23 protein-coding genes and 1 pseudogene are annotated in these 20,317 nt (G+C 65.7%); 15 read left to right on the forward strand and 9 right to left on the reverse strand.

The genetic code is table 11. The features are described 5' to 3' along the window. Positions 1-2: 2 nt before the first annotated feature. The 4 genes from CEY09_RS15785 to CEY09_RS15800 all read left to right on the forward strand — a co-directional run bounded on the left by CEY09_RS15785 (position 3) and on the right by CEY09_RS15800 (position 2,691). Positions 3-683, forward strand: coding sequence for an RNA polymerase sigma factor (locus CEY09_RS15785; RefSeq protein WP_088589365.1), 681 nt, complete (start codon positions 3-5; stop codon positions 681-683). Positions 684-828: 145 nt separating this feature from the next. Continuing rightward, entirely contained in the window at positions 829-1,416 is a 588-nt protein-coding gene (locus CEY09_RS15790) for a TetR/AcrR family transcriptional regulator (protein ID WP_088589366.1), read from the forward strand. 93 nt (positions 1,417-1,509) lie between these two features. After that, entirely contained in the window at positions 1,510-2,025 is a 516-nt protein-coding gene (locus CEY09_RS15795; protein ID WP_006226829.1) for a hypothetical protein, read from the forward strand. A 60-nt stretch (positions 2,026-2,085) separates the two neighbouring features. Then, positions 2,086-2,691, forward strand: coding sequence for a hypothetical protein (locus CEY09_RS15800; protein WP_088589367.1), 606 nt, complete (start codon positions 2,086-2,088; stop codon positions 2,689-2,691). Between the two features lie 10 nt (positions 2,692-2,701). Here the strand turns inward: CEY09_RS15800 and CEY09_RS15805 are convergent, their stop codons facing one another. The 5 genes from CEY09_RS15805 to CEY09_RS15825 form a co-directional block, all read right to left on the reverse strand. Further along, entirely contained in the window at positions 2,702-3,955 is a 1,254-nt protein-coding gene (locus CEY09_RS15805) for a hypothetical protein (RefSeq protein WP_088589368.1), read from the reverse strand. A gap of 52 nt (positions 3,956-4,007) precedes the next feature. Next, positions 4,008-4,388, reverse strand: coding sequence for a hypothetical protein (locus CEY09_RS15810; protein ID WP_234818318.1), 381 nt, complete (start codon positions 4,386-4,388; stop codon positions 4,008-4,010). Between the two features lie 259 nt (positions 4,389-4,647). Then, a complete protein-coding gene (locus tag CEY09_RS15815) occupies positions 4,648-5,121 on the reverse strand; it encodes a DUF2269 family protein (RefSeq protein WP_088589369.1) in 474 nt (157 codons plus the stop codon). After that, a complete protein-coding gene (locus CEY09_RS15820) occupies positions 5,118-6,374 on the reverse strand; it encodes an SDR family oxidoreductase (protein ID WP_088589370.1) in 1,257 nt (418 codons plus the stop codon). Before CEY09_RS15820 ends, CEY09_RS15815 begins: the two co-directional genes overlap by 4 nt. A gap of 124 nt (positions 6,375-6,498) precedes the next feature. After that, positions 6,499-7,029, reverse strand: coding sequence for a GbsR/MarR family transcriptional regulator (locus CEY09_RS15825; protein ID WP_006226837.1), 531 nt, complete (start codon positions 7,027-7,029; stop codon positions 6,499-6,501). Positions 7,030-7,100: 71 nt separating this feature from the next. Between CEY09_RS15825 and CEY09_RS32545 the strand changes: the two are divergent. After that, positions 7,101-7,222: pseudogene (locus CEY09_RS32545) on the forward strand (cyclase family protein); the annotation flags it as partial. Between the two features lie 19 nt (positions 7,223-7,241). Here CEY09_RS32545 and CEY09_RS15830 read toward each other — a convergent pair. Then, a complete protein-coding gene (locus tag CEY09_RS15830; protein ID WP_088589610.1) occupies positions 7,242-9,647 on the reverse strand; it encodes a mechanosensitive ion channel domain-containing protein in 2,406 nt (801 codons plus the stop codon). 467 nt (positions 9,648-10,114) lie between these two features. On the opposite strand from CEY09_RS15830, the gene CEY09_RS15835 reads away from it, so the two are divergent. From CEY09_RS15835 to CEY09_RS15875, 9 genes are all read left to right on the forward strand, one after another. Continuing rightward, positions 10,115-10,948, forward strand: a complete 834-nt coding sequence (locus CEY09_RS15835) for a transporter substrate-binding domain-containing protein (protein WP_088589371.1) — start codon at positions 10,115-10,117, stop codon at positions 10,946-10,948. Positions 10,949-10,976: 28 nt separating this feature from the next. Then, the gene (locus tag CEY09_RS15840) at positions 10,977-11,690 is read left to right on the forward strand and encodes an amino acid ABC transporter permease (protein ID WP_208625064.1); all 714 of its coding nucleotides are present in this window, start codon (positions 10,977-10,979) and stop codon (positions 11,688-11,690) included. Then, positions 11,687-12,334, forward strand: coding sequence for an amino acid ABC transporter permease (locus tag CEY09_RS15845; RefSeq protein ID WP_088589372.1), 648 nt, complete (start codon positions 11,687-11,689; stop codon positions 12,332-12,334). The genes CEY09_RS15840 and CEY09_RS15845 overlap by 4 nt, the downstream gene beginning before the upstream one ends. A 12-nt stretch (positions 12,335-12,346) precedes the next feature. Beyond that, positions 12,347-13,183, forward strand: a complete 837-nt coding sequence (locus CEY09_RS15850) for an amino acid ABC transporter ATP-binding protein (protein ID WP_088589373.1) — start codon at positions 12,347-12,349, stop codon at positions 13,181-13,183. Then, positions 13,180-14,478: a M20 family metallo-hydrolase gene (locus CEY09_RS15855; RefSeq protein WP_088589374.1), complete on the forward strand. Its 1,299-nt coding sequence runs from the start codon at positions 13,180-13,182 to the stop codon at positions 14,476-14,478. The genes CEY09_RS15850 and CEY09_RS15855 overlap by 4 nt, the downstream gene beginning before the upstream one ends. 35 nt (positions 14,479-14,513) lie before the next feature. After that, on the forward strand, positions 14,514-15,224 hold the full coding sequence (locus CEY09_RS15860) for a DUF1989 domain-containing protein (protein ID WP_088589375.1): 711 nt from the start codon (positions 14,514-14,516) through the stop codon (positions 15,222-15,224). Between the two features lie 35 nt (positions 15,225-15,259). Beyond that, positions 15,260-15,883 (forward strand): cupin domain-containing protein, encoded by a 624-nt coding sequence (locus tag CEY09_RS15865; RefSeq protein WP_234818319.1) that lies wholly within the window; start codon positions 15,260-15,262, stop codon positions 15,881-15,883. Positions 15,884-15,910: 27 nt separating this feature from the next. Beyond that, a complete protein-coding gene (gene speB, locus CEY09_RS15870; protein ID WP_088589377.1) occupies positions 15,911-16,849 on the forward strand; it encodes an agmatinase in 939 nt (312 codons plus the stop codon). Positions 16,850-17,129: 280 nt separating this feature from the next. Then, positions 17,130-17,573 (forward strand): hypothetical protein, encoded by a 444-nt coding sequence (locus CEY09_RS15875; RefSeq protein WP_234818320.1) that lies wholly within the window; start codon positions 17,130-17,132, stop codon positions 17,571-17,573. A 67-nt stretch (positions 17,574-17,640) separates the two neighbouring features. Here CEY09_RS15875 and CEY09_RS15880 read toward each other — a convergent pair whose 3' ends face one another. Continuing rightward, positions 17,641-17,910, reverse strand: a complete 270-nt coding sequence (locus CEY09_RS15880) for a PAAR domain-containing protein (RefSeq protein WP_006226845.1) — start codon at positions 17,908-17,910, stop codon at positions 17,641-17,643. A gap of 21 nt (positions 17,911-17,931) precedes the next feature. Continuing rightward, positions 17,932-18,186: a hypothetical protein gene (locus tag CEY09_RS15885; RefSeq protein ID WP_234818321.1), complete on the reverse strand. Its 255-nt coding sequence runs from the start codon at positions 18,184-18,186 to the stop codon at positions 17,932-17,934. Between the two features lie 130 nt (positions 18,187-18,316). Between CEY09_RS15885 and tssA the strand changes: the two genes are divergently transcribed. Next, positions 18,317-19,438, forward strand: a complete 1,122-nt coding sequence (gene tssA / locus CEY09_RS15890; protein WP_088589379.1) for a type VI secretion system protein TssA — start codon at positions 18,317-18,319, stop codon at positions 19,436-19,438. An 84-nt stretch (positions 19,439-19,522) separates the two neighbouring features. Here tssA and CEY09_RS15895 read toward each other — a convergent pair whose 3' ends face one another. Further along, positions 19,523-20,317: an OmpA family protein gene (locus CEY09_RS15895; protein WP_088589380.1), complete on the reverse strand. Its 795-nt coding sequence runs from the start codon at positions 20,315-20,317 to the stop codon at positions 19,523-19,525.

Below are 20,317 nucleotides of genomic sequence, written 5' to 3' on the forward strand. Positions count from 1 at the left end.
AAATGATGAATCCGATATCGACCATAAGCCGGCGGCCGGCCCCCGCCTTGCCGCCGCCCTGGCGCGAGGGCGAGGCGTGGCGCGCGCCGCGTCCCCTGGCGCGGCCGGCCCCGCCGGTGGCGAGGCCCGACGAAGCGCCGGCGGCCCGGCCCGCACTTGCCGACGACCTGGCTGCCGGCATCGACACCGCGGCGCGCTTGCGCGCGCATCTGAGCGTCAGCTACGCAACGTTGCATGGCCGGCTTGCGCGGCGGTTCGGCTGCGCCGACCTGGCGCGCGAATGCCTGCACGACACCTGGCTCCGACTGGCGCGGCCGGTGGCGAAAGACGTGCGGCAGGCGGATGCCTACGTGTTCCGCATGGCCTGTCATCTGGCGATCGACCGCCTGCGCGCGCAAGCGTCATGGCTATCGCTGGATGATCCGGACACGGGATTGCCTGAGCCCATCGACGAGAGTCCCGGCCCGCAGGCCGTGGCGGAGGGCAGGTCGGCCCTGATGGCGTTGGCGCGGATCATGGAGGGGTTGCCCCGCCGGCAGCGCGCCGTGTTGATCGCGTTGCGGGTGGAGGGGCGCAGCCGGGGCGATGCCGCCGAATGGCTGGGCATGTCGTTGCGGTCGGTGGATACCGCGCTGCGCCAGGCGCTGCGGCACTGCGAGCAGGCGGCAGCGCTGGTCCGGTGAGCGGCCCGCGGCCCCGCCGCCCCGGGGCCTTGACTTGCAACCGACCAACTAGTAGATTGGCTGCATTGCGAATATCCGGGGTGACGCCACGGCGTGCCAAGAGCGGGGCTTTCGCGCGTTTTTCAGCAAATCAGAGTGGATTCCTATGAGTTTGGCGCTTTCCCCGCGGGCCCTCGAGATCGTCGAGCAGACCAAGCTGCTGCTCGCTGCCGGCGGCTATCACGGGTTCAGCTATGCCGATGTGTCCGAACGGGTCCATATCGGCAAGCCCAGCATCCATCATCATTTTCCGGCCAAGGCGGACCTGGTCCTGACGGTGGTTGCCCAACATCGCGAACAGGCCCGCGAGGGGCTGGCGGCGCTTGACCAGCAGGTCCAGGATCCGCTTGCGCGGCTGACGGCGTACACGGAATATTGGGCCAAGTGCATCCGCGAAGGCTCGATGCCCATGTGCATTTGCGCGATGCTGGCCGCCGAATTGCCTTTGATTCCCCAAGCGGTCGCGGACGAAGTGCGCGCCTATTTCCATGAGTTGACGGGATGGCTCGCGGCGGTGCTTGAGGCCGGCGTCGCCAAGGGGCAATTCCATGTGCGCAATGGCGTCCAGGTGGAAGCGCAGGCCTTCATGTCGACCATACATGGCGCCATGCTGACCGCCCGGGCGTTCGGGGACACGGAGGTGTTCGCATCGATCACGCGCGGCGCGATCAAGCAGTTGAGCGTTCCGGCCTGACCGCATCAGGAAGCGCGCCCATGTGGCGCGCCATTTTTTTAACTTGGCTACCGATCAACTAGTTGGTTGTTTTATCGAAAGGAACCCTCTTCCATGCCACATCCTATTTCCGCCTTGGGCGCCGCGCATACCCTCATCAGCCTCGTGCCCGCCACCATCGGCCTATACAGTTTTGCACGGTATCGCGGGATCGACAGCGCCACGCGAACCGGCAAGATCTATCTGGTCGGGTTGCTCGTGGCCGTGCTCACCTCGTTCGGGCTATCCAGCTCTGGCGGGTTCAACGCAGGGCATGCGCTGGGCATTCTGGCGCTCCTCTCGGTCGCGGGCGCGCTGCTTGTACCGCGGCTGCCATGGCTGTCCCGGGCGCATCCCTATCTGTCGCAGCTGGGCTTTTCCTTCAGCTTCTTCCTGATGTGGGTGCCCGGGATTGCCGAGACCCTCACGCGCCTGCCGGTGTCTCATCCGCTTGCCGAGGGGCCGCAATCCCCCCTGGTGCGCGGCGCTCTGGCCACGTGGTTCGCGCTGTTCCTGGTGGGTTGTGCGGCGCAGTTGCTGTGGATCCGTTCGCAACGGCGCGCCCAGAGGGCCCCGGCGCGGCTTTCGTAGCCGCCCTTGCGTCATGACCGGGACGTCGCGCGGTCCGGCGCGACCAGCCAAGGAGTTGCCATGAATGCCAGAGCCAGTGATCCGATGGACACCGCCCGGATTGACGATGTCCGGGACCCTTACCGCGCCGAGCGGCTGCGTGCCCAGATGCGCGCCGACCGGGTGACGCGTCCGCAGGCACCGCCGTTCGCGCGCATCCAGGCGGCGCGCCCACCGGCTGCGCCGACGGCGGCCGCGCCGCAAAAGCCAGTCATCGTCAGGAAGGACGATCGGGATCAATCCGTGAATCCGCTGCGCGACCAATACGCGGCGCACTGTCTGATGCACGCCATTGAGGCCTTCCATGACCAGCAGGCCAGGTTGGAGGCGCAAGCGCTGGCCGGCAATCAAGCGTTAAAGGACGAACAGGTCGAGCAGCAAGCGCGCGCGGAGGCGGCCAATGACCTGGGCACGATCCAGGGCCTGCTGCCGCTGCAACCCTATCGCTTCGTGGCGGGGGTTCCGCCGATCATGGTGCAGCAGGTGGCCGCCGTGTCAGGCGCTGCACCGCTTGCCGTGGGCCCGGTGGCCCATGCCGCGCCGTTGCGCAACGCCACGGACGACGCGTTCGGCACCCACGCAAGCACGCGCGAGCGTGCGCGCCGCCCGCGGAAAGAGGGCGCCTGATGCACTGATTTCAATCTTCCAGATACGCTTGCCCGCCGGGCTTCAGATAAGGCGTCAGCGCCTGGAACGGCACGGTGGCGTGCGTGCCCAGGCAAGCCCCTGATGCATGGCCCACGCCGGACACCGACAGGCTTAGCGCGCCCGGCGTCTGTGCGCCCAGGGCCAGATACTGCGGCCAGAGATCCGCGCAGTCTTCCAGGTTGGGATGTTGATCGGCGCGGTCCTCTGGCGGCCCTGCCTTGACCACCTGGTTCACCACCGCAAGCAATGCGGGGCTGGCTTGCCGGCCGACGCTGCGGCTGGCCGGCACGTACGCGTCGAACACGCGATTCCAGTCCAGGTATTCGCCGCGCAGCAGGTCGAAGGTATACGGTTCGAAATGGTTGTCGGGATGCGCACCACCGCAATCCAGGCTGCCCGCTTCGGTCACCGTCATGAGCGAGCGCGACAGCCACGTGACGTTCACGTTTTCCTCGTCGAATCCGCCCAATGTGCCCGCGCCGGAATTCGCGCCGGTGTAGGCGGATGCCATGCACTCCAGTGCCCCGAGGCTCTTGCGCCAGTGGCGTTGCTCCAGGAGGTGATTGATGCGCTGCATGACCTGCGGATCGGGATGCCGGCTCAGCCGCGGGTAGGCGAATTTGGTGCGCGGGTCTACCCACATGCGATAGGCCACCGCACCGCTGCCGATATCCTTGCCTACCGGTTGTGCGTGGCCTGCCAGCTTCAGCGTCTGGTAGGGCGCACGCGTGGCGTCGATTGCCGCCTTGATATCGACGTCGCCAAGATCAACCTGCGCGGCCCGTACGGCGTTACCGTCACGCGCCAGTTGCTCGGTGTCGTACTCGGCGACCCGGCGCAAGTCGAAGTGGCGTTGCTTGCCGCTGCGGGTGTCCGTCCATTGCCCGCGATAGCCTTTGGCATCGCGCACGCCCTGCCAGCTGGCCGCGCGGTCGGTCGGGCTGATCGGGGCCTTGGCCGAGGCCGGTGGTTGCGTCGGGTGCAGCTTGGGCTCGAACAGGACCTCCTGCGTGCCGCGCAGCGGGATATCGACGCCGTTTCTGGTGTAGAAATAGCGTCCGCTCAACCCCCCGTCAGCGCCCGCGTCGTTGTCCAGTTCCAGCACGATCTGGCCGGCGCCTTGCAGTGTTCCCTGATAGACGGTTCGCTGGGCGGCGTGGGCGTCCAGGCCAGCCAGCGACAAGGTGGTCAGCGCCACGGCGCCAAGAAGGAAACGCTGACGGCGAACGGCCAGTGCGAGCATGGGAAGAGACATCCGGGAGGGGGCGGTCTGGTCGGGGATGAGGGCGTGGCGACTACTGCGGGCGCGTTGCCGAAATCGCCTTGAGCTGTGCGCAGGTCTTTTCCTTATCAGCCGCGCTTAGCGAGCCCAGTTGACCTTTGGTCGCGGTGTACGACTGCGAGAAGGCAGCGTCGAAGTCCGCGGCGGCCATGCCCTGGGCGCCTGCCGCCGTCTTCTGCTGTTGCTTCATCTGGTCAAGTTGCGCGGCCGTATAGGCATTGCAGTATTCGGCGGCGGCATGCATCTGGCCGCTCAGCCCGGCCAGGTTGGGCATCTGGCCGGGAACGGCCTGTTGCGCCACGGCGGCGCCGCTCCCGAAGGTGAGGGCGGCGGCCAGCCAAGCGGCCTTCTGGCCGCGAGAAATAACAGCACACGCTTGCTTGAGAATCGGCAATTCAGGTCTCCAAGAGGATAAACGGATCGGGGTTGTAGGCGGGTCGGCTGCAGAGGCCGCAAGCATCGGGAAATCCGCTTGCGCCGTTGTGCGGCGCAAGTGGCGGGTGCAATATGCCCTGCCCATTGTTATGAGCTTATGAATCGATTTAACAAAATGTAGCCGTGGCGGCCCGTCTGTTGGCCCCGACGGACTTGGGGTGGCCGCAGGAGAGGGACGGATAAACCTGCTGCATGTATACGTTTTGAAACAAGGTGGGTTACAGCGCGGGCTTGAGCACCATCAGGAAGTACACCCCCACCATGGCCAGGAAGGCGGGATAGCCCAGGCGTTCCCACCATTGCGCAAAGCGCCAGTAGCGCGCCGGCAGGGCGGTGTCGCCGGCGGCGTGGGCAGCGGCCGCCATTTTGGCCATCTCGTACTGCAGCCACACGACTGGCAGCCAGCACACGCCCGCCAGCAGATACAGCGCGATCGACAGGGTGACCCACGGCGTGGTCCATTGCCAGCCGGCGGCATGCGCCAGCCACAATCCCGACAGGGGCTGGAAGACTACGGCCGGTGTGGTGAACCACAGGTCTGCACGCACCACCAGTTTCGAGACAGCGGCAATCGCCGGAATGGAACCCGTCCGGTTGGCGAAGAACAGGTAAAACGCCGTGCCGAAGCCGGTGCCCACCAGCAGCACCGATGAGAGGATGTGCAGGGTCTTGACCGTCAGATACAGGTTCATGGCTTGGTTTCCTCGGTAAGCAGAATGAATAGCAGCGCAACGACGGCCACGTTTTTCAGGACGGGTCCGAAGGGATGCAGCAGGAATTCGGGCAAGGCCACGGCGATGACGGCCGTGTACCCCAGCACCAGCGCAAGCTGCGCGGCCCAGAGGCGCCGGCCAGGCCACCAGAGCGTGGCGATGCCCAGGACGAAATCCAGCGCTGCGGCCAGGTACAACGCCGCCCGCGCAGCGGCGCCGTGCAGGCCGACGGGTTCCAGCAACGCGAGGCTGCCCGCCACGGGGTAGAGAAACGCGCTGCACACGGCCGTCCACAGCCAGATCAGCGCCAGCGCGCCGCGCAGCAGGCCGGGGCGCCAGGCAGCCAGCGCCTGGTGGCGCAGTGGCGGCGCGTCGGCGGGGCCGATAAAGGATTCGATGCCGGCGGGCGCACGTCCCAGCGCCCGGGTCGTCGTCGCGGCATCGGCCGTATTGCCCGCGCGCAGCATCCGCCAGGTGTCGCGCGTCAGCAATGACCCCGGCAGCCGGTTCAGCAACATCGCGCCGCCCGACACCAGCCATGCCGGCACGGGCACCTGCCATGCCGGCGGAAATCCCATCGATGTCCGGTAGACCGCAAGCATCTGGCGAAACTCGACCTCTTTGCCCCCGACGAGCTTCATGACGGCTAGGCCATGATCATCGCCGCGCAGCAGCCGGGCGACGATCTCGGCCAGTTCGTCCACCCGCATGGGGCGCAGCCTCTGACGCCCGCCGGCCGGCAGCAGGTGCACCGGTACCGACGCCAAGGCACGGAAGAACCGGGCCGACGCCCCTTGCTCGCCATAGACCAACGCCGGCCGCAGGATGTGGTGCGCAACGGGCAGCGATTGCAGGTGATCGTCGGCCGCGCGCTTGCTTTGGAAGTAGGGGGTATCGCCGTGTTCGGCGCCCAGGGCCGACAGTTGCACGATGTGCCGGACGCCGGCGCGGTGGGCGGCCTCGAACAGGGCGATCGGCGTGCGCCGGTGGATGTGGTCGAAAGTGGCGCCGGCCCCTTCGATCAGGATGCCCACGGCGTTGACCACCACGTGGATGCCGCGCAGCCGATCCGTCCATGCGGCCGGGTCGGTGTCCGCCATGTAGTCCATGGCGATCTCGTCCGGACGGGTCGCCACGCGCACGCCTTTCAGCACCCGATGGCCATCGCGCGACAAGGCATCGCAAAAGGCGCGGCCGACAAAGCCGTTGGCCCCGCACACCAGGATATTCATGTCGTTGCCTTCTTGAGTGAGCCGTTCATGGTTGGCGTCGCTATTCTTTTATTTCTGCAATTTCTGTATAGACAGAAATTACTGGTCAAAAAAAGGGGCACGGCGCAAGGCCCGCCCTTTGGAATCACGACTTGGTGCGTCGCATGGTCTTGCTGATCTTCGCGCCCATGCCCAACGTCTTCATCAACGTCTCGGGCTTCATGCGCAGCATCTCATCGGACCAGGTCGTCAGAATTTCCAGAAATTCCAGCGTCTCGCGTACCCGTTGTTCGGTGGCGCGGCTTTCGTTTTCGATTTCCGGACTGGCCAGGCTGTCGCGCAGCATGGTCAGCGTGGGGTCGATTTCGCGTTGCCGGCGGCCTTCGACAATGAGCTTGAACAGCTCCCAGATATCGGTCGAGGTTTCGAAGTGGTCGCGGCGGTCTTCCATCACGTGCACCACCCGGGCCAGGCGCCAAGCCTGCAATTCCTTGAGGCTGTTGCTGACGTTCGAGCGCGCAACCCCCAGCGTGTCGGCGATTTCTTCGGCGGGAACGGGGCGGCCCAGCAGATAGAGCAGGGCGTGGATCTGGGCAACGGTGCGGTTCACGCCCCAGCGCGAACCCATTTCGCCCCAGTGCAGGATGAATCGTTCGGCGATCGGAGTCAGTTTCATGGAGCCACTGTAGGAGGTTTCTGTTATTTCTGTCAAGACAGAAATAACAGAAATCGGACTCAGTCATCAAGCTGGCGGCGCGGGACGAGTGGTCCCGCGGCCAGTCTATGCATTTGCCTTCATCGGCGGCCCGCTGAAGATCCGCGGCGGCGACGCGGCGCCGCTGCGTCCGGTGGCGATACCGCTGCGCTAGGCAAGGTTCCGCAGCGCCGCTATATCGGCCGTGGCATGGACGGCGGCGCGGCGGCCTCGGCCTCGTCGCGCGCCTCGAGTTCGTTGCCAAGCACCTCGGCCGAATCTTCGCCGCTCGTTTCCGGCTTCAGGCGACGGCGCGTGTGCCCTGCGGCGCGCGCATCCTCGCCTTCGTCGGGGCGTTCCGCCTGCAACGTCACGTTGGCGGCCGGTGCGTAGCCGCGCTTGTCCTGCCCGAAGTAGACCACCGTGTGCGGATACGGCAGCTCGATGCCGGCCGCGTCGAAGTGCTTCTTCAACAGCCGGTTGTAGCCGCGCTGCACGGCCCACTGCATGCCGGGCGTGGTCTTGATCAGGATCCGGATGGTCACGCCCTTCTCGTTGACGGCCGTGACCCCGGCAACCGTAATGTCTTCCAGGATCTCGGGCCCCAGCACCGTATCGGTCATCAGTTCGGCGAAGGCGGCGCGCAGATGCTCGATCGCGTCGTCCACGCTTTCGCGGTGCGCAATGGTGTATTCGCCCAGGTGGTACGAGAAGTCGCGCATGTGGTTGGCCACCACGTCCACCGACGAGAATGGCACCAGGTGATACCCGCCATCCAGCGTGCGGATGCCCACGGAGCGTATCGTCATGCGTTCCACGGTGCCGAACACGCCTGCGACTTGCACCACGTCGTTCTCGTTCATGCCGTTCTCAAGCTGGATGAAGACGCCTGTGATGATGTCCTGCACCAGCTTCTGCGCGCCGAAGCCGATGGCCAGGCCCACCACGCCGGCGCCGGCTATCAGCGGCCCCACGTCGATGCCGATCTGCGACAGCAGCACCATCAGCGTCATCGCCACGATCACGATCAGCGCGGCATTGCGGAACAGCGCCAGCAGGGTGCGCTCGCGCGCGCTGGGCATGCCCCGTCCTTCCCGTTGGCTCAAGCGGTGTTCGATGATGCTGGCGATCACGGTCCAGGCAAGCGCCGCGATCAGCAGCACGATGACGATGTTCAGCACGACCTTGATGGCCGCCCCGCCGGCGTCCGAAGCCAGCCAGCGCGACAGGTCGAACGCGTGCCACGCATCCAGAATCAGCAGCACCACGACGATGCGGATGATCCAGCCGACTACTTTCAGGATGGCCGGGACGTAGGCGTTGACGCGCGCCTCCAGCAGCGGCAAGCGCCGCCGCAGGTCTTCCGACAATTGGATCGGCTTGGCCAGCACCGCGTTCAGCAGCAGGATCAGCAGGCTGCCCACGCCGATGACCAGCAAGGTCTGCGCGGTGGCGCGCGCCATGAAGGGCAGTGCGTTGGTGGGATCGATCTGGCTGACTACCAGCAGGATGGTGAAGTAGCCGATCCCCAGCACGTGCCACACGCGCGACAGGAAGTGCAGCCGCGAACCCACGAAGGTGGCTGCACCGGCGGCGTGGAGGTTCAGGCGTTCCCGTACCGACCGGCGGTTCTGCCAGATGACGCGCACCGCGTACACATACACCGCCAGCATGATGACCATGCTGGCCAGCCGGCCGAGTGCCGGCGACAGCGCCGCCGCCATCACCGGGCCGACCAGCAGCGTGCCGTAACCGGCCGCCGCGACGATGCGCACCAGCCAGGCGTTCCAGTACTTGGCCAATTCGTCGGACATGGGCAAGAGGCGCAGGTGCGGATGCCGCACGGCAAATACCGTGCGGACCACCACCTTCACGATCTCCACCGACACGAAGGCCCGCAGGAACACCGCAGCCAGCGTGTCCAGCGTGCCGCGCCCCGGCGTGGTCCACAGGGCGGCGGCCCCGCCCGCCATGGCGGCGAGCAGCACGACGCCCACATCGATGGCGAGCGCACCCACGATCGCCCCGGCGCGCCGGTACAGCACGCGCATGGATGCCGGTGCGCCGCGTGTCGGCGAGGCAATGGACTCAGCGCCGTGCTCGGCCACCCAGCGGTCGATGCGCGTGTAGATGCGCATCGCGATCAATCGCAGCACCAGGAAGGCAATGATCGTGGCGATGGCGGCCAGCGTCAGGGGCAGCAAGGCCGTGCTGGCGGTACCGGCGTCCATGCGCAGGCTGCGGCCCGAGGCCAGCGCACGCATGTCGTCCACGCCCTGGCCCATGTCGGCGGCCACGCCCGTCAGGAAGCGCTGCACGCCATCGGCAATGCGTTCTTGCAGGCCTGGCTCTGTCGGCTTTTTGTCGTGTCCGGCCGTGCCAGCCGGGCCGGCCGGCGCCGGCTTGACGCCGGCCGACTGCGCGCGCAGCTCGTCCACCAGCGCCTTGCGGGCCTCGGGATTGTCCAGCAGGTCGGCGAGTGCCGCAGGGGTGAGCGCGGCCGGTGTCTGTGCGGTAGAGGAAGCGGCCGGCTGCGGCGCAGGCAGCGGCGCGGCGGCCATGGCGGCGGCTTGCCAGACGAACGACAGGCAACTGAGCATCGCCGCCAGCAGCAAGGCCGCCAGCCAGGGTCTCTCTCGTCGGTGCCGCCAGAAGGTGGCGGCAGGGGGGCGGGGCGGGAAAGAAATCGATGCTGTCGTTGCGAGTCTAACCACTAATACATCTCCTCTACGATCAAGGGAAAAAACGAGGCGCGCGATTGCGGTCGCAACGCCGCTAGTGCTTAGATGATAAAGCCCCGAGGTTTCCCAAGCCTGCCGTGCGCCGTCGGGAAGCGCGGCGCGGACCCGAACGGCATCCCCCAAATTGGTGCCTGCAGGCGCCGCATTTCGCACCGCTCGGGTGCATGGCGGGGTTGCGGACGGTGCTTATCCCCCGGCTTTCCCCTGCATCTGGCCTGGCATGAAACTTGCTTGATACCCATGCAAGTGACTTGCATATGATGCCAGTGACTTACATGGCCGGGCAATCGCGCCCAGGCCGGGAATCCAGACACAGGGGAATTGTCATGCTGCTACGCCGCGTATTCGCTGGGGCGATGTCTTTATTCATGGCCGGCGCCGCGCACAGCGCCGATCTGCTGGACACGGTCAAGAGCAGGAAAGAGATCGTGGTGGGAACCGAGGCACAGTTCGCGCCGTTCGAATTCGTCCAAGACGGCAAGATCGTGGGCTACGGCCCCGACTTGATGAACCTGATCCTGGCCGAGGCGCCCGGGGTGAAGGTCAAGCAGTTCGACGTGCCGTTCCAAGGCATCCTGCCGGGCCTGGCTACCAAGCGTTTCGACTTCGTGGTGACATCCGTCACGATGACCAAGGACCGTGCCGAAAAGTTCGCGTTCACGGTGCCGATCGCCGATGCGACCACGGCGCTGGTCAAACGCAAGGACGACGCGGCATTGACGGATCCCACGGGCATCGCCGGCAAGGTAGTGGGCTCGCAAGCCGGTTCAGCCCAATTGAAAGCGCTGCAGGATTACGCCAAGAAGCTGCAGGCAGAAGGAAAGCCCGCAGTGACCATCCGTGAATACGTGAGCTTTGATGAAGCCTATGCCGATCTGGCCGCCGGCCGCTTGTCGGCCGTTGCGCAGTCGCTGGCCAATCTGGCCACGCTGGTGAAGACGCGGTCGGATGTCTATGCGGTGATCGATACGCCCATCGGTCCCAAGACCTATTTCGGCTGGGTCGGCCGCAAGGACGCAGACAGCGCGTCGCTGGTCAAATTCTTCTCAGACGGTATCGCCCGCGCGGCCAAGTCGGGGCAGTTGCAGGCGCTGCAGACCAAGTGGTTCGGCTTCACGATGGACGTGCCCACCGACGCAGTGCCGGCGCCGGAACTGTGATTCCCGTCTGTCCTCGGAGCCCCCGCTGATGAACGCCGTCTCTTTCACCGAACGGTTTATGGCATACCTGCCCGTGCTGCTGCACGGCGCAAGCATGACGCTGATCGTGGCGGCGTCGGCCATCGTCATCGGCTTCGTGCTGGGCGCGGCGTTGCTGGGCCTGTCTCTGCACCGCCGCGGCCAAGGGATGCTGCCGCGCGCCGTCGCGCTGTACGTGAGCTTTTTTCGGGGCACGCCGCTTCTTGTGCAGTTATTGATGCTGTTCTATCTGCCCAGTGCGGTGGGCCTGGATATGCCGCCGTTGCTGGTGGCCATTCTGGCGATGAGCCTGAATTCGGGTGCGTTCCAGTCGGAGATCCTGCGCGCCGGGCTAGCCGCCGTGCCCAAGGGACAGGTCGAGGCGGCAGCCATCTTCGGCTTGAGCCCGCGGCAGGTGTTCCGGTATGTGCAATTGCCGCAGGTTGCGCGCGCCGTCTGGCCCGCTGTGGTGTCCGAAGCGATAGATGTGGTCAAGAACTCGTCCATCGTGTCGGTGATCGCGGTGGCCGAATTGGCGCGTGGCAGCCGGCAGATCGTGGCCGCTAATTTCCGCCCGCTGGAGGTCTATCTGACTGTGGGTGCGGCGTATCTTCTGATGACCGGCGCGATCTTCATGCTGGGCACGTGGCTGGGCAGACGGATGGGCCAGGGGCCGCGCGCTAGCGCCGCGGTAATGAATCGCGTAGCCATCAACAAGACATGATAGACCTGACATTATTGGGCCAGTTGCTGCCCGTATTCGCTACCGCCGCCGGGCGTACCGTGGCCCTGGTGGCCGCAGGCCTGGCCGGTGGCCTGGTAATCGGATTCTTGATGCACGTGTTGCGGGAAACCGGTGTCGCCGCGCTGCGTTGGCTGTATTGGTCCTACACAGCCGTCTGGCGCGGCGTTCCGTTCCTGATTCATTTGTTCATTGTGTACTTTGGCTTGCCCGCCGCCGGCATATCGCTGGACCCCTTCGTGGCCGCGGCGGCAACCCTGTCGGTGTATGGCGGCGCCTATTTCGCCGAGATATTCCGCGCTTGCTGGCAAACCATTCCCAAGGGGCAGATCGAGGCCGCGCGTTGCATGGGGCTGACCCGACGCCAGGTGTTCCTGCGTATCGAATGCCCGCAGGCCTTGCGCGCCAGTGTGCCGTTGATCGTGAACCAGACCATCTTGCTGATGAAGGAATCGGCTTTGGCCTCGGTAATCACCTATCCGGAGCTGACGATGACTGCGGGCAAGGTGGTGTCCGAACAGTTTGTCTACATCGAGCCCTATCTGTTGCTGGCGCTGAGCTATTGGGCTTTGGCGCTGCTGATCAATCGTCTGGGCATCGTGTTCAAGCGCTGCCTGGCGCGTTGAGGAATCGCGAATATGAATACTCCCGTAACTGTCCCGATGCTGTCGTTGCGTGGCGTGGGCAAGTCGTTTGCTGGCCATCGCGTGCTGGCCGGCGTGGACCTGGATGTGCGCCAGGGCGAAGTCGTGACCTTGATCGGCCCGTCCGGCTCTGGCAAGACCACGCTCCTGCGGTGCATGAACTTCCTGGAAGCCTATGACGAAGGCGAGGTGCAAGTGCGCGGCGCGCTGCTGGGATATCGACGTGACCCCTCGGGGCAGTTGCAGCCGGAGTCTGACCGAGTCGTGGCGGAAGTGCGGGCGCCGTTGTCGATGGTCTTCCAGCAGTTCAACCTGTGGCCGCACATGACTGCGCTGGCCAATGTGATGGCGCCGTTGACGTTGGCCAAAGGCATGCGCCCGGATCGCGCACGGCAGGCCGCGGCGGATGCGCTGGCCCGGGTGGGCATGTCAGCCAAGGCCGATTCCCTGCCTGCGAACCTTAGCGGCGGTCAGCAGCAGCGAGTGGGCATTGCGCGCGCGCTGGCCGTGGGGCCGGAGGCCATGCTGCTGGATGAGCCAACGTCGGCACTGGATCCCGAGCTGGTGGATGAAGTGCTGGAAGTCATCAAGTCGCTCTCGCGCGATGGCATGACCATGGTGATGGTGACGCACGAAATGAGTTTTGCGGCAGAGGTGTCCGACCGCATCGTCTTCATGGAGAAAGGTCGGATCGTGACGATCGGCACGCCCGAACAGATCGTCTACCGGCCCGAGCATCCGCGCGTCCAGGCGTTCCTGCAGCCCTGGATACGGCGCAGTCTGGGCGGCTCGGGCCGTGAGTACGCAGCACAACCGGAGGCGACGCGATGACAACGGAATGGGTGGACGAACTGGCTGGCCGGGTGGCTGGCGCAATCGACGCACACCGCCTGGAATCGCGTCAACGCGGCCTGGCGGCGTATGGCGCCGTGGCCACGGGCGGCGTCGCACGGCAGGCGCTGACCGAACCGGAGCTTGCCGCGCGCCGCTGGCTGGTGCAGGACTTTGCTGCGCGTCCCGGCTACAGCGTGAGCATCGATGCCGCCGCCAATGTGATCGTGCGTCGGGCCGGTCGTGATGCAGGGGCCGAACCCGTGATGACCGGCAGCCATGCCGATACCCAGCCCCTGGGCGGTTGGCTGGACGGCGCCTTTGGCGTCGTGGCGGGGCTGGAGGTCATGGACGCGCTGGACAGTCTGGGCGCGGCCACCCGGCGTCCCCTGGACGTCGTGATGTGGACCAACGAGGAAGGGTCGCGCTTCGCGCCGGGGCTGATGGGGTCGGTGGCCTACACCGCGCCCGAGCGCCTGGCTGCCTTCCTGTCGGTTACGGACGCCCAAGGCGTGCGGTTCCAGGATGCACGCGATGCGGCGGTATCCGACTTCAAGACGCATGCCGGGCGCCAAGGCTGGACATGGATGGAACGGCCATTGGCCACCCCCGTGCATGCCTACATCGAAGCGCATATCGAGCAAGGCCCGGTGCTGGAATCCCAAGGGCTGCAAGTCGGCTGCGTGACGGCCATCCAAGGGGTGCGCTGGTATCGCGTCACCGTGCCCGGCCGCAGCGCGCATGCCGGCACCACGCCGCTGGCCAACCGCGACGATGCGCAAGCCAAGGCGGTGGCCCTCGCGCATGCCGTCCTCAGCCATGCGGCGCATTGCGGCGATGAGCGCCTGCGCGTCACCATCGGCCGCTGGGATTGCGCACCGGGATCGATCAACACCATTGCGAATCGGGTCATTTTCACGATTGATGCGCGGCATCCCGAGTCCGCTGCCCTGGATGCCGTGCGCGCCGCGATGGATGCCGCGTTGCCTGACGGCGCCCGCATCGAGGTTTTGCAAGATAAGGCGACCGTGCATTTTGCGCCGCCCCTGGTCGCGTTGGCCACAACCGCTTGCCAGGCCTTGGGCCTCACCCACCGGCAGATGCTATCGGGCGCGTTTCACGACGCGATGCCGATGGCTGGATTCTGCCCCTCCACGATGTTGTTCGCGCCCAGCATTGCGGGCGTCAGCCACCACCCGGCCGAAGACACGGCCATTGCCGACCTGACTGCTTGCACGCGAGCGCTTGCCTGGTGCCTGGTGCATCTGGCGGAACCTGTCACTGACCAATCTTGATTTCTCTTCACAGCCCACACCGAAGGACACGCACCATGGATCAACACATCGCCCCTATCGCCCACAGCGCCGTTCTGGACAACGGCGAGGCCGTCGGCCAGAACAACACGCACCGCGAACCGATCTCGCCGGACGGCACGCCGGAACTGGGCAAGGTCTATCAAGTACCTGCACGCCATGGGCGCGCGGTGCGCGTGGCCAAAGGCCAGGTCATTCGCATCATTAATACGCACGGAAGCCAGGTATGCGACACCTGGGCGTTCAAGAGCGATGACTTGAGCGAGTTCATGTCCATGGAGCACGCGCGTGCCGCAATCGATCGGATCATCCCCAAGGCGGGCGACCCGCTCTACAGCAATCGTCGCCGCAGCATCATGACGATGACGGCCGACACCTCGCCTGGCGTGCATGACACGCTGATGGCGGCCTGCGATGCGTATCGTTACCGCAATCTGGGCGTTGAGCACTACCACGACAATTGCGCCGATAATATGCGCCTGGCGCTCAAGGCCATCGGCCTGCGCGCCCGGGAAGTGCCCCAGCCGCTGAATCTGTGGATGAATATTCCGGTGGGTACCGACGGTGGCGTGCAATGGCTGCCGCCGGTGTCCAAGGCGGGCGACTATGTCGATCTGCGCGCTGAAATGGATTGTGTGGTCGTGCTGTCGGCCTGCCCACAGGACATCGTGCCGATCAACGACAATCGCCCGGTCGAAGTGCACTTTTCGGTGCTGGCGCAAGCCTGACCCCGCTCTCCCCGACGACAACGCAGTACAGGCTTATGGCAAAGAAAAGTACGCAATCGGCGGCAGCCCCGCGCGAGCAGGAATCTGGCGATCCGGGCATGTCCGCCCTGGGGCCGCGGCTCAAGCACGCGCGCATGGTGCACGGGCTGACGCTCAAGGCGCTGGCGCAGGCGGCCGATTGCTCGGAAAGCCTGCTGTCGCGCGTCGAGCGCGGCCAGGCCATGCCATCGTTGGCCAATCTGCACCGGCTGGCGCGGGCGCTGGGAACGAACGTGGCGGAACTTACTGCTGCGCATGCGCCGCCTTCGTCGCCCGTGATCAGGCAGGGCGAACGCCCGATCATAGAGTTCAACAGCCAGCGCGGCCGCAAGCCGGGCGTCAAGCTGGAACGGGTGATCGTGCCCATGCGCGGCCAGTTGCTGCAGGCTGACATCCACCAGTTGGAACCCAAGGCGGAAAGCCTCGAGCAGATCGCACACGCGGGCGAGGAAATGGGTTATGTGATCGAGGGCGAGTTCGAGTTGCGCCTGGGAACCGAGATCCATCACCTGCAGGCCGGCGATTCCTTCTACTTTTCCAGTGATGTGCCACATAGCTACCGCAACCCGGGGCGGACCGTGGCGCGCGTGTTGTGGGTCAACACGCCTGCCACCTTCTGATCCGGCTGCGGCCACAGGAAAATACTGATGAGCACCGATACGACGATGCAGGGTCTGCCGCGTTACAGCGGGATCCCGACTTTCATGCGCGTGCCGCTGGCCGGCGGCTTGGACGACTTCGATATCGCATTGGCGGGCGTGCCGTTTGACGGCGGCGTGACGGCGCGGCCGGGCGCGCGCTTCGGTCCGCGCGAAATCCGCAATATGTCCACCATGATGCGCGCCATCCACCATGTGACCGGCTTCAATCCGTTTGCGGCCTGCAAGGTGGCGGACGTGGGCGATGTGCCGTTTACGGATGTGTTTCATCTGGAACGGGCGCACGACGACATCCGGCGCTTCTTCGAACCGATCTTCGCGGCAGGAAAGAAAGCGCTGATCGCGGGCGGCGACCATTCCATCACGTTTCCTGTGTTCCAGGCGATTGCGCCGCGCGAGCCCTTGGGCATGGTGCACATCGACGCACACACCGACACCTGGGACTATTTCGTCGGGTCGAAATTCAGCCATGGGTCGCCGTTTCGCCGGGCGGTCGAAGCCGGCCTGCTGGATCCCAAGCGCACCATCCAGATTGGCATCCGCGGCGCCCAGAACACGGACGAGGGCTGGCGTTATTCCTTGGACAGCGGCATGCGCGTGGTGTTCATCGAAGAGTTCGACAAGGTGGGCGTCGATGCCATCATCCGCGAAGCACGCCGCGTGGTGGGAAACGGCCCTGCGTATCTGTCAGTGGATGTCGATGGGCTGGATCCGGTTTACGCGCCAGGCACGGGCACGCCGGAGGTGGGCGGCCTGTCCACCCGCGAGACGCTGGCGCTGTTGCGTGGCCTGGACGGGATGGATTTTGTCGGGGCGGATGTGGTCGAGGTGTCTCCGCCCTATGACCCCAGCGGCAACACCGCCTTGTTGGGTGCGACCCTGATGTACGAGTGCCTGTGCCTGCTGGCGCGGCGTTACGCGGCCTAGCGGTGGATATGCGGGCAGTTCCGGGCCTGCGCATGAACTGCCGCCACGCCAGCCGGTCCTGACGCCGATACAAGTCGGGGGCCCAGGTATCCTTCTGACACAGGCCTCCCAGCCATGTCCCCACAGCGAGTCATATACTTTGCGCCTGCGACGCGGCGGTCTGCGAGTGGCGTGCCTGGGCAACGCCACCCGAACGCCCCGTCTTCTGCCAAGTCGTTCTGGATGGGTTTTCGCGCCGCCCGGTGCTGATTGCTTTTCGGGAGAGAGGGATATGGTCCGCATGGACAAGGTGTTGGCGTTTGGGCCATCCCGAGGCGGGCTGGCCGTCATGGTGGCCATCGTTGGATTGTTAAGCGGGTGTTCCGTGTCTTCCGGATTGTGCGACAGGTTTGGTCCGAGCAAGCGCGCGTCGATCGCCATTCCACAGGGGGCCTCGGCCGAAGAGGTGTTTGCCTGCATCGACAAGGAGACCCTCGGCAACGCAGAGCGCGGGAGCCTCTTCGACGCCGGCTACGCCATCCGGGATGCCAAGACAGGCGTGCTTGAGACGGAACACTACGGCTCCAGCAATGTGACGGGCTTGCGGTTCCGGGCCGAAGTCTCGCAGAAGACCTCCACCCTGGATCTCTCGTTGCGAGGCGCCGGCGCTTACTGCACCGATCTTGGTGTAGACAAGGAAATGGCCCGTTTGACGACAGACGTGGCGCGCTGCCTGCAGCGATGAAAGGTCAGGCCGGGCCGAAACCATTGAAGCCTTGCGGGTTATCGCGCGCCTTGTTCCGGCCTTGCGTTCAACCGTACTCCAACTGATAGAAATTCTGGCTGGCGATCAGCGTTGCGCCGCACGAGGTGCGCATGCCTTCCAGCGCGGTCATGCGGTCCGAGCTGACGTTTTGCACCCCTTCGACGATGGTGTGCGTATCGCCGCATTTGGGGCAGGTGACGCGGTCGCCGACGCGCGCCATGGGTTGGCCGAAGATGACGACGGTTTCATCGCCGGTCACGACGACGCCGCCGTGCGACGTCTTGTCGCCCTTGCGGATGACGGAACGTTGGGACATGGGTGGGCGCGAGATATTTGTTTACAGATACGTGCCGTCCGGCGCCAGCCGGGCCGGGCCGACGACAAAGGTGCCATCGGGCGCCATGCGCACGGGACCGCCGCCACCCTTGTAGCTGCCGTCCGGTGCGCGTTGCGGCGTGCCGGCGACGTAGGTGCCGTCCGGGGCACGGGTGATCGGGCCTTCTCCGCCCACGTAGCTGCCGTCTGGGGCACGGCGTGGTGTGCCGGAGATGAAGTGCCCATCGGGCAACATACGGATCGCTTTCGTCGTCATGAATGCTCCTTGGGTGGGACCGCAAATCATAGCGAAGCATCGTGATGCGCCTTGTAATAGGACGTGTCATCTTTGAACGTTATACGTAAGCAGATGTGGGATGATTTGCGCCTACGACAGACCTGAGCCTATGACCGACATCAACGCCTTGTTGCAACCGATCCCCGGCGATGCGCCTTGTGGCGTCGACCTGGTGTTTTCGCCCGAGTTCGATGCCATCCGCGAAGCGCGCCGGCACGATGACCCCCAGCTCGACCAGGGCGACTGGGTCATTGATCTGAAAGAAGCCGACTGGCCGGAAGTCGCGCGCATCTGCTCGACAGTGCTGCGCGAGCGCAGCAAGGATATCCGTATCGCGTCGTGGCTGGCGGAAGCCTGGGCCAAGACACGCGGCTTCGCGGGCCTGCGCGACGGTTACCTGCTGATCGACGGGCTCTGCCGGGACTATTGGGAAGGACTGCACCCGGTGCCGGAAGACGGCGACGTGCAGCAGCGCGTGGGCAATCTGGCGTGGCTGCTGTCGCGCTCCCAGCAGCTGATCGGGGAAATCCCGCTGACGCAGGCGGACGGCGCGCGCTATGGCGCCGTGCTCTGGGAGGCTGCGAGCCAGCTCGCCAACGCCGTCAAGCGCACGCCCGACAATGCCAACGAACTGATCCGCGGCAAGCTTACGCTGGACCGATTCGATGCCGCGCGGCGCGATACGCCACCTTCGTTCTATTCCGAACTCGATACGCAGCTGGAAGGCTGCGCGCAAGCCTTGGCCCAACTGGAGCGCACGTTGGACGAGCGCCTGGGCGATGAAAGCCCGGCGTTCTCGCGCGTGCGCGATGCGCTGCGCAATGTCACCGAGCTTGCGCACCGTTTTGCGCGCGACGCCGGCCTGCTGGTACGCGCCGACCTGGCGCCGGCACAGGCGCCTGCGACGCCTGCCGTTTCCGTCCGTGTGGAGCCTACCTTGCCCGCCGCCGACCATTTCCCTGCCGCCGATGCAACCCCCCATGTTGCCGTGACGCCCGCCGTGCGCGGCCCGATCCAGACGCGCGAACAGGCGCTGGCGCAGTTGCGCGACGTGGCGGATTTCTTCCGGCGCACCGAACCGCATAGCCCGGTGGCCTATCTGGCCGACAAGGCCGCGAGCTGGGGCGAGATGTCCTTGCACCTGTGGTTGCGCACGGTGGTCAAGAACGACGAGACCCTGTCGGGCCTGGAAGAACTGCTGGGCATCAAGAAAGCCGGCGACGGCAACTGACAGAATGCCGGCGACGGCAATGGGCGGTCAGGCCTTGCGTCTGGAGTTCCACGCAAGGCCCATCCCGCGGCCAGTCACCCGGTCTTAACGGGCCGCGCGGAACTCGATGCGCCGGTTCTTGGCGCGTCCTTCCGCGGTGGCGTTGGTCGCCACGGGCTGGTCGGGGCCGGCGCCCATGGCCTCGAAACGCGATACCGGCAACCCCTTGTCCACCAGATAGTCCCGAACCGCATCCGCGCGCGCCTGGCTCAGCGCCAGGTTGGTGCTGCGGCTGCCCGAGCTATCGGTATGGCCGATGATCTGGATCTTGTCGGCGCGCAGCTTGGGCACCGCGTCGGCCACCCGGTCAAGCAGTTCGCGGCCGCGGGCGGTCAGGCGGGTGCTGCCGGTCTCGAATTCCACAACGCGGTTGCTCAGCAGGTTATCCAGCACGTCCTGCTCGTCCTTGTCGGCCGACACACGCAGGCCGTTGACGATCTTGTAGGTGGGGTTCAGCGACGTGGCGAAGGTGCTGGCGATCTGCTGGCGCGAGGCCTCATTGTCGACCTCGCCGCGTAGCCGGATCTGCGTCCCGTCGATTTCCAGCTGACCGCGGTTGATCTGCTTGAGCGGGCTGTCCAGCAGCTTGCCTACGTGCTGGGACCAGTTCGGCGGAGCCACCACGCCGCCCACGTCGATGCGGTCGATCACATTGCCCACGCCATAGACCTTCTGCAGGCGGGCCAGCACGTCGGCCTTGGTGGCCTCGTCCGGCACCGCGCCGCTGGCGACGACCTGGCCGGGTTGAGGGATGACGTTGGCGGGAACCACCGTGGCGGCATCCTGGGCATGGGCCGTGCACGACAACGCGGCGGCCAGGATGAGGGTAAGCGTACGCAT

This window comes from Achromobacter marplatensis, assembly GCF_002209535.1.
Taxonomy (GTDB): Bacteria; Pseudomonadota; Gammaproteobacteria; order Burkholderiales; family Burkholderiaceae_B; genus Achromobacter; species Achromobacter marplatensis.